The organism is Streptomyces sp. BK340 (genome assembly GCF_007827595.1).
Lineage (GTDB): Bacteria > Actinomycetota > Actinomycetes > Streptomycetales > Streptomycetaceae > Streptomyces.
On the sequence record NZ_VISR01000028.1, the window covers coordinates 154,741 to 162,937 of the forward strand.

An 8,197-nucleotide genomic window follows, 5' to 3' on the forward strand; every position below is an offset into this window, starting at 1 on the left:
GAGACCGTGGCCCGCGCCGTCCTCGGACGAAGCTTCGGCGCCGGCCGTCTGCACGAGAGCAGCTGCTGCGCGCGGTCCAGGAGCGCTGCCACCACGAACCGGGCGAGCTGCGTGTGATCGTTTCCCAAGTCCCAGCCGATGCGACGGCAGTGCCGGCACTGCCGCCCGTGGACGGCCACAGGGCCGATCGAGGAGGGCGGTGCGACCGTCACTCACATGACGGTCCGCGAGCCCTGGCCTGCCGAGCACGAGCCGGCCGTCCCCGTACGCCGGCACGGCGCGGCGGCGACTCCCGCACCGGCGGCGGCTCATGAGTGAGGCGATCGTGGTGGGCGCCGGCCCGAACGGGCTGGCCGCCGCCGTCACCCTGGCCCGGTACGGGCTGCGGGTCACCGTCCTGGAGGCCGCCGACGAGATCGGCGGCGGCACCCGCAGCGGCGAGGCCGTCCTGCCCGGACTGCTGCACGACCACTGCTCCGCGGTGCATCCCATGGCGGTGGGATCGCCGTTCCTGCGCGAGCTGGACCTGGGCCGCTACGGCCTTCGGTGGCGGCTCCCGGACATCGACTGCGCGCATCCGCTCGACGGCGGGGCGGCCGGTGTCCTGTACCGCTCCGTCAGCGACACCGCGGCCGCGCTGGGACGCGACGGAGCGCGGTGGCGGCGGCTGTTCGACGGACCCTCCGCCGCCTTCGACATCCTGGCCGAGGACGTCATGGGTCCGCTGCTCCGGATGCCGCGGCACCCGGTCCGGCTCGCCCGGTTCGGGCTGCCGGCCCTGCTTCCCGCCGCGGCGCTGGCCCGCACGTTCGCGACGGAGGAGGCCCGCGCGCTGTTCGGCGGAGTGGCGGCCCACGCCTTCCAGCCGCTGCACCACCCGATGAGCTCCAGCATCGGCCTCGGCATCCTGACCGCCGGGCACCGGCACGGCTGGGCGGTCGCGGCGGGCGGCTCCCGTGCCATCACCGACGCCCTCGCGGCCCTGCTGGCCGATCTCGGCGGCAAGATCGAGACCGGGGTGCGGGTCCGGTCGGCCACGGACCTTCCGCCCGCCGACGTGACCATGTTCGATCTCGCGCCCGGGGCGGTGGCCGACATCCTCGGCGACCGCCTGCCGCCGCGCGTCGCCCGCGCCTACCGGCGGTTCCGGCACGGCCCGGGCGCCTTCAAGGTGGACTTCGCGGTCGAGGGCGGGGTGCCCTGGTCCGCCCTGCCGGCACGCCGGGCGGGCACGGTGCACGTCGGCGGCCCCTTCTCCGAAGTGGCCTTCACGGAACGGGAGATCACCGCCGGACGGATGCCCGAGCGGCCGTTCGTCCTGGTGGGCCAGCAGTACCTGGCCGACCCGCAGCGCTCCGTCGGCGACGTGCACCCCGTCTGGACCTACGCGCATGTGCCGCACGGCTACGACGGCGACGCCACCGAGGCGATCATCGCCCAGATCGAGCGGTTCGCCCCCGGGTTCCGGGACCGCGTGATCGGCATGAGTACCCGCCCCACCTCAGCGTTCCCCGCCCACAACCCGAACTACGTCGGCGGTGACATCCTCACCGGCGCCAAGAACATCCCCCAACTCGTCTTCGGCCCCCGCCTCGGCCTCGATCCGTACGCCACCGGGCTCCCCGGTCACTACCTCTGCTCGGCGGCGACCCCGCCGGGCCCCGGGGCGCACGGCATGTGCGGCCATCACGCCGCCAGACGCGCCATGCACGACGTCATCGGCCACGCATGACGCCATCGCCAATACATGACGCCGCATGTCAGGTATTGCCCTGAGACTGGGCTCCTCCGAACGGCAGTCCCACGGCTTCAGGAGGGCCCATGAACAGTCACCCGACGCTCTTTTCCACCGAGGGCGAAGACCTCTCGCGCAACGCGTCCGGCTCGCCCGGGCGGGCCTGGCTCGGCGTGGTGTCCGCCGAGCACGCCCGGCATGCGAGCAGGCACGGCTGGATCCAGCTCAACCACGGCGACCGCCGCAATCTCGCCCGGATGCGCCGGGGCGACGGATTCGTCTTCTACTCGCCCACCGAGCGCATGGGCGACAGGGCGAGACTGCGCGCCTTCACGGCGCTCGGAGTCATCGCCGACGACGAGCCCCATCTCGCCGACGAGGTCATGAACATGGGCGCCAGAGGGACCGTACGGCCATGGCGCCGAACCGTCGACTTCGAGGACGTGCACGCCGCCGACCTGCGCACCGTCGCCGCCGACCTGCTCCTGACCCGGCAGCCGAACTGGGGATACGGACTGCGTCTCGGCCTGGTTCCGCTGGCCGTCGAGGACTTCGAGCTGCTCCGCGTCGCGATGGGGCGATGAGGGCGAGGGCCCGCAGGACCCCGCACGGCGGCCCGGGCTCGTCCCACGGCGCAGCCGGTCCGTCCGGCGGCCACCCTGGTGAGTAGCAGCATCCGGCAGGGTCCGCAGCGCGGCCCGGTGGCCGAGCCCCCTCCGGTCACCCGATCGGCGCTGTCCCGGCCCGCTGATGCACGGCCGTGGAGACGGCACCGGAGACCACCACCCGCCCCCTCGTCTGTGGCCGGCGAACGCAAAAGGCCTGTTGAGGAGCTGTCCGGGCCGAAGGCTCGGGCAGCCCCTGCGCCCCTTTGGCGGTTGCCCGGCCGCCCCGCATCCTTCCTTCGGGCGACTCGTGCGGCAATCGGCCCATCCGAACGCGATCCTCGTGCCCGGGCTGGCTACAGCAAGGACGTGAACAAGACTTCAAGGAAAATCGGATGAGTCTCGATTCACCTGAGACCATCGCGACCCAGATCCCGCCGACGATCGCCCGGCAGACAGCTCCTCGGTCCGGGCAGACCGGCAACCACGTACTCCCACAACCCCCGGACGACAAGGAGAAGTACTCCTACGTCCGTCGTCACCTCTGGGTGCTCACGACCGCCTCGCTCATCAGCATGGGCTGTCTCGTCTACAGCCAGTTCAGACTGCTCCACTCCTCGCTCTGGCTGATCGTCCTGCTGCCGTGCCTGGGCTTCACCGTCCTGTACTACGTCACCTCGATGCGGGTGAACGCCTTCACCGCAGACTTCGACCTGAAGGCCCACCGCCGGCTCGTCCAGGGCTGGCGTCCGAAGGCACACCCGACGGTCGCGGTCTTCCTGCCCGTGTGCGGTGAGCCCGTGGAGGTACTGGAGAACACCTGGACGCACGTGCGCCGGCTCGCCGACCGCTACCCCGGCAGGGCCACCGCGTACGTGCTCGACGACTCCGCGAACCCGGAACTCGCCTACCTGGCCGAGAGGTTCGGCTTCGTCTACGGGAGCCGGCCCAACCGTGGCTGGTTCAAGAAGGCCGGCAACCTGCACTACGGGCTGGGCATCTCCGACGAGGAGTACATTCTCATCCTCGACGCCGACTTCGCCCCCCGGGCGGACCTTCTGGAGGAACTGCTGCCCTACCTGGAGCACGACCCGGAGGTCGGCATCGTCCAGTCACCGCAGTACTTCCGGGTGCTCGGCCGGCAGACGTGGATCGAGCGCGGTGCGGGTTCCGTCCAGGAGCTGTTCTACCGGGTGGTCCAGGTGTCCCGTCAGCGGCACGGCGGCGCCATCTGCGTGGGGAGCTGCGCCGTGTACCGGCGCAAGGCGCTCGAGGCCAACGGCGGTACCACGCTGATCGAGCACTCGGAGGACGTGCACACGGGCTTCGACCTGCGTCGCCTCGGCTGGAGTCTGCGCTATGTGCCGCTCCCCCTCGCCACCGGCAACTGCCCCGACAACGTGAGCGCGTTCTACCACCAGCAGTACCGCTGGTGCTCCGGATCCATGAGCCTGCTGGGAAGCAGGAAGTTCTGGGACACCAAGCTCCGGCTCACCACCCGGCTCTGCTACGTCTCCGGCTTCTTCTACTACCTCCACACGGCACTGTTCACCTTCGTGGCGCCGCTGATCCCGGTGGTCCTGCTGGTGGCCATGCCCGAGAAGCTCAGAGCCGAGAACGCGCTGCTGGTCCTGCCCAGCGTCGTCTACACGGTGCTGATCTTCCCGTGGTGGCACCGCTGCCGCTACCGGCTCGAAGCCTGGGCCGTGCGCCTGTTGTACGGCTGGGCGCACCTGTTCGCCATCTGGGACGTCGTGCGCGGCAGGCGCCAGTCCTGGCGGCCCACCGGCTCGGCGGCCGCGGGCCGGTCCACCAACCGGCGCTTCTGGATCGGTGTCTGGGTCTGGAACGGCGGCACGGCTGTCGTGTGGGTGAGCGCCGCGCTCTGGCGGACCGTCACCCTGTACCCGCCGGACTTCTGCCTGGTGCTGGCCTCCGGCCTGTTCTACGCCGTGATCGTCGGCCGTGTCCTCGTCCCGCCGCGGACCGTCACCGCGGCGCGTGTGCCCGTCATCGCGCCGAGGAAGCTGATGGAGCCCGCGAAGAGTGCCGGAGGAGCGTGAAACGAGAGTCCCGGGGGAGCGTGCGACACGAAGAGGTCCGTGGAGCCCGGATCCGGGCCCCACGGACCTCTCGTCGTCACCCCGGCGGGGACGGCGGCCTCAGCCTCTGATCCGTTCCCGGATCCAGGCGCCGTTCGGTGTGAGGGAGCCGGAGCGGGAGAAGGTACCTGCTTTGCAGGTGCCCTGCTTGAAGACCGAATGCTCCCGGTCGTTGTCGGACAGGCTCCAGTTCGTCCAACCGATCTTGTCCTTCGCCATGAGGTCGACCCACTTCTGCGCCATGACGCGGTCGCTGCCGTACCCCGTCCAGGACGCGATACCCCACTCGGTGACGAAAACGGGGACCTTGGACGCGGCACGGTGCAGGATTTCCATGTACCCCTCGGCCGCTACTCGCGCGTAGAAGTGAAAGGTGTACATGATGTTCTTCGCGGCCACGGGATCACTGACGACCGTTCGCTCGTCGGAACCCTCGGAGGCGCTGAACGTGGACCAGCCGGGCGTCGGAACGAGGATCACGCCGGCGGGGTCCTGGGAGCGGATCACGGGAATGAGCTTTTCCGCGTAACTCTTGATGGTCGGCCAGTTCACTTCGTGCGGCTCGTTGGCGAGCTCGTAGATCACATTGGGCCGCTTCCTGTTCCGCTCCGCGATGTCCTTGAAGAACTTCTTCGCGTTCTGGAGGTCCGCATAGGGGTCGCCCGGGTTGAGCATGTGCCAGTCGACGATGACGTACATGCCACGGGCGCTCGCCCGGTCGATCAGCCGGTTCACCAGGTCGGTGAAGCGCTTCGGATCGGCCTCGTAACCGCCCTGGCGCGCGTACGTCGCGACCCGCAGGACGCTCGCCTTCCAGTCGTGGGCCAGTACGTCCAGGGCGCGGTCGGTCAGACAGTGGGCGAACCACTGCGTGCCGTGCGAACTCATGCCGCGCAGCTGGACCGGCGTGCCGGACGCGGAGCACAGGTGCGTGCCGCAGACGCGGAGCTTGCCGTACGCCTGGACCGGAGTCCTGGGTCCGGCGGCCGGCCGGACCTCCGCTCCGTGCGCCGTGGTCGCGGTCAGCAGGCCGAGCGTCGCCGCTATGGCCAGTGCGCTTCGGGTGACCCAACGGCTGCGAGAAGGTAGTGAGCGCACCTGTGCCTCCGGTTCCTGGGGATCGTCCTGCACAGCACACTCGACGAAATGGACGCGGTAAGTGACGCAGCGCCAGCGCGCTTCGTCCGAGGGACGGAGAATTTCACCCCCCTGGGCCACGATCGCCCCCGTCACCGGGAGTGGAGCTCTGGTCAGGCCTACCGGTTCCGTACTGCAATCTCTGACCGACTTCTTTCACCTCGGTGGCCAATCACCCGAGTCGGCTTGACGATTGGGCTCGATGAGTGCCCCGTTGATCTGGACACCGCGTTTGCAGTTGCGCAGAGTGATCGAAAGGTGAACGAGGAAATGATTCCCCTGTCGTACGCGCAGCGCCGCATCTGGTTCATCACCCGCTTCGAGGGCCCTTCCTCGACGTACAACATCCCGCTGCTCCTGCGGTTCCACGGAAGCCTCGACACGGCCGCGTTACGCGCCGCGTTCCAGGACGTGATGACGCGCCACGAGGTGCTTCGGACGGTCTTCGGAGAACTGGACGGCGAGCCGTTCCAGCGCGTTCTCGACCCGGCCGAGGTCGAGCTGCCCTGGAAGGACTGGGGGCGGGTGGCTCCCGACCGGGTGCCCGGTGTGATCTCCTCGGTCACGAGCGGCTGGTTCGACCTGTCGGCCGACGTGCCGCTGCGGGGGAGTCTCGTCCAGTGCGGTGACGACGAGTTCCTGCTGGTGCTGGTGATCCATCACATCGCCGGTGACGGCGCGTCGTTGGCGCCGCTGGCACGGGACGTGTCCGTGGCGTACCGCGCGCGGGTGGCCGGCCGTGCGCCGCAATGGACGGAACTGCCGGTGCAGTACGCGGACTACACGCTGTGGCAGCGGGAGGAACTGGGGGACCTGGCAGACCCGGAGAGCCTCCTGTCGGTGCAGGCGGCGTACTGGCGCGAGGAACTCGCCGGGGTCTCGAAGCCGCTGCCGCTGCCGCTGGACCGGCCCCGGCCCGAGGTGGCGAGCCACCGGGGCGGATCGGTGGAGATCGGCCTCTCTGCCGGGACCCGGACGCGGGTCGAGGCGATGGCCCGAGCCCACGGCGCGACGGTCTCGATGGTGTTCCAGGCCGCGCTGACCGTGTTGCTGCACCGGATGGGCAGCGGCGACGACGTGACGGTCGGATCGCCGATCGCGGGCCGCACCGACGAGGCGCTCCACGACCTCGTCGGGTTCTTCGTCAATTCCTGGGTGCTGCGGGTCCGGTTGTCGACGGAGTCGTCGTTCGAGCGGGTCCTGGAACAGGTACGGCAGAAGGCGCTCGCGGCGTACGAGAACCAGGACGTCCCGTTCGAGAGACTGCTCGAGTTGCTGCGGCCGGAACGGTCGGCCGCGCACCACCCGCTGTTCCAGGTGGTACTGGCGTGGCAGAACAACCAGCCGCCGGAACTGGACATGCCCGGTCTGACGGTGTCGATGGAACCCATCCCCACCGGCTCGGCGAAGTTCGACCTGTTCTTCAACCTCGCGCCGGACGAGTCCGACGGGTCGGTGAAGGGGGAGATCGAGTACGCCACCGACCTCTTCGACCGCTCGACGGTGGAGCGGATCGCGGCGCGGTTCGTGCGCGTGGTGGAGCAAGTGGTCGCCGACCCCGGGATCACCGTCGGCGCCGTCGACGTGCCCGCCGTCACGGAGCGGGAGCACACCGTCGCGGCCGCACCGCGCGAGGCCGCGGGCCGCCCGCTCGACGCCGAGGAACGCCACAGGATTCTCGTCGAGTGGAACGACACGGCCCGCGACTTCCCGTGCCCGGGCCCGCTCCATCTGCTGTTCGAGGAGCAGACCGCCCGGAGGCCGGACGCGATCGCGGTGCGCTGGGCCGGCGGAACCATGACCTACGGGGAGCTGAACGAGCGTGCGAACCGTATCGCCTGGGACCTCAAGGAGCGCGGCGTAGGCCCGGAGACCGTGGTCGGCATCGGGGTCCGCCGCGGCCCGGCCATGATCGCCGCCGTGTTCGGCGTGCTCAAGGCCGGCGGCGCCTATCTGCCCCTGGAACCGTCGCTGCCGGCCGACCGCGTCGCCGGCATGCTCGCCGACACCGGGGCCCGTCTCGTCCTGTCCACCTCGGACACCGAACCCATGGCGCTCCCGGCCGGCGTCGAACTCGTCGAGGTGGCCGGTGAGCAGGAGCCGCCGCTTCCTGTCGCCGAGGGCAACCCGGAACCGGTCACCGGGCCGGACAACACCGCGTACGTCGTCTTCACCTCCGGCAGCACCGGAAAGCCCAAGGGCGTAGTGGTCACCCATCGCCCCGTCCACAACCTGCTCAACTGGTGTTATCGGACCTTCGGCTTCGGTCCCGACGACGTGGCCCTGTGCGTCACCTCGCTCGGCTTCGACCTCTCCGTCTTCGACATCTTCGGTCTTCTCGGCTGTGGTGGTGGGCTGTACGTCGCCGACGAGGCCGAGCAGCGCGATCCCGAAGTACTGCTCGACCTGCTGCTCACCGAGCCGATCACCTTCTGGGACTCGGTGCCGACCACCCTCAACCAGCTTCCTCCCCTGCTGTCCCGGCAGGCCGAGTGGGAGGGAACCCACAAACTGCGCCTGGTGTTCCTCTCCGGTGACTACACGCCGTTGTCGCTGCCGGACGAGGTCCGGGGGGTGTTCCGGAACGCGGAGATCGTCAGTCTGGGCGGGGCGACCGA

Annotated in this window: 5 protein-coding genes; 4 read left to right on the forward strand and 1 reads right to left on the reverse strand. The window is 70.0% G+C overall.

What is annotated here, in order from left to right:
- Nucleotides 1-310 precede the first annotated feature (310 nt).
- The 3 genes from FB157_RS36955 to FB157_RS36965 all read left to right on the forward strand — a co-directional run bounded on the left by FB157_RS36955 (nucleotide 311) and on the right by FB157_RS36965 (nucleotide 4,403).
- On the forward strand, nucleotides 311-1,732 hold the full coding sequence (locus FB157_RS36955) for an NAD(P)/FAD-dependent oxidoreductase (RefSeq protein WP_145885084.1): 1,422 nt from the start codon (nucleotides 311-313) through the stop codon (nucleotides 1,730-1,732).
- Between the two features lie 89 nt (nucleotides 1,733-1,821).
- Nucleotides 1,822-2,319, forward strand: coding sequence for an EVE domain-containing protein (locus FB157_RS36960; RefSeq protein ID WP_145885085.1), 498 nt, complete (start codon nucleotides 1,822-1,824; stop codon nucleotides 2,317-2,319).
- A 416-nt stretch (nucleotides 2,320-2,735) separates the two neighbouring features.
- Entirely contained in the window at nucleotides 2,736-4,403 is a 1,668-nt protein-coding gene (locus FB157_RS36965; RefSeq protein ID WP_145885086.1) for a glycosyltransferase family 2 protein, read from the forward strand.
- Nucleotides 4,404-4,502: 99 nt separating this feature from the next.
- Here the strand turns inward: FB157_RS36965 and FB157_RS36970 are convergent, their stop codons facing one another.
- Complete coding sequence (locus tag FB157_RS36970) at nucleotides 4,503-5,573, reverse strand: glycoside hydrolase family 5 protein (RefSeq protein WP_261386767.1); 1,071 nt, start codon at nucleotides 5,571-5,573, stop codon at nucleotides 4,503-4,505.
- Between the two features lie 276 nt (nucleotides 5,574-5,849).
- Here FB157_RS36970 and FB157_RS36975 point away from each other — a divergent pair.
- A partial coding sequence (locus FB157_RS36975; protein ID WP_186581856.1) for a condensation domain-containing protein occupies nucleotides 5,850-8,197 on the forward strand: 2,348 nt, incomplete at its 3' end.

Coding starts and splice junctions, on each gene's coding strand:
- FB157_RS36955 (WP_145885084.1), top strand. CDS start 311: ATGAGTGAGGCGATCGTGGTGGGCGCCGGCCCGAACGGGCTGGCCGCC.
- FB157_RS36965 (WP_145885086.1), top strand. CDS start 2,736: ATGAGTCTCGATTCACCTGAGACCATCGCGACCCAGATCCCGCCGACG.
- FB157_RS36960 (WP_145885085.1), top strand. CDS start 1,822: ATGAACAGTCACCCGACGCTCTTTTCCACCGAGGGCGAAGACCTCTCG.